Source organism: Paenibacillus campinasensis (genome assembly GCF_002272015.1).
In the GTDB taxonomy this organism is placed as follows: Bacteria; Bacillota; Bacilli; order Paenibacillales; family Paenibacillaceae; genus Paenibacillus_AQ; species Paenibacillus_AQ campinasensis.
Map to the genome: position 1 here is coordinate 1 of NZ_NPBY01000134.1, position 766 is coordinate 766.

The 766-nt window shown below is 31.1% G+C and carries 1 protein-coding gene; it reads right to left on the minus strand.

The genetic code is table 11. The annotated features are described in order from the left end of the window. The coding region (locus CHH67_RS25700; RefSeq protein WP_179292227.1) for a YcaO-like family protein at positions 1-766 on the minus strand (766 nt) is incomplete at both ends.

Below are 766 nucleotides of genomic sequence, written 5' to 3' on the forward strand. Positions count from 1 at the left end.
CTCTTTATACTATTTCTCAAAAAAATAGCATGTAACTCTTCAACCCAATTAGGAACACTAAGCAGCAATTCATCAACTCCTCCATTTTTATTCTTAGTTGGTTCCTCTGTGTAAGTATCTTTAAATGATTGTTCTAAATATTTTAAACATTCCCCGTGATATTTATAATCAATAGTTGGTACTTTTGTGTAATTTCTCATTTCCTTTACTTCGTTTTGCCATTTTAGTAAAAATGCTTCTTCAATGGCTGCTGTAATACTATCTTCCAAAACTAAATTGGTTCCCACTCCTGATGCGTAGATACAATGCTGATCAAATATAAAAGCAAAGACAGATATCGCAGGTGAAAAATATGTATTTACAAAAAGTTTTAAATGCTTACCTTCTCTGTGCAATTTTTGGATTTCATATTCGTAACCGGTAATAGTTCTATTTAAAATACTCCCTTGTTTTCCATACCAAAACAAAAACAATGCGTTTTTTCCTATTAATTCCAATAGCGCATTCTTAACAGCTTGTTCACTATTAGTATGAGCTGCTGTACCAGTTGTGTCACTGCACATGGGATTATTAGCTTTATATTTACTATATTCAACTGGTAATTCTTTAATGCTTTTCGATAATAAATCAAATGTGTTAACTTTTCCGTTTGAATTTATACATCCTCCTAACATTAAAGCTCTTCTTTCTAGAGATTCTGAAAAACTCTTCTTAAGAGATAAAATTTTGTTATTACTAATCGAATTACAACCACTCGGTCCTCTAT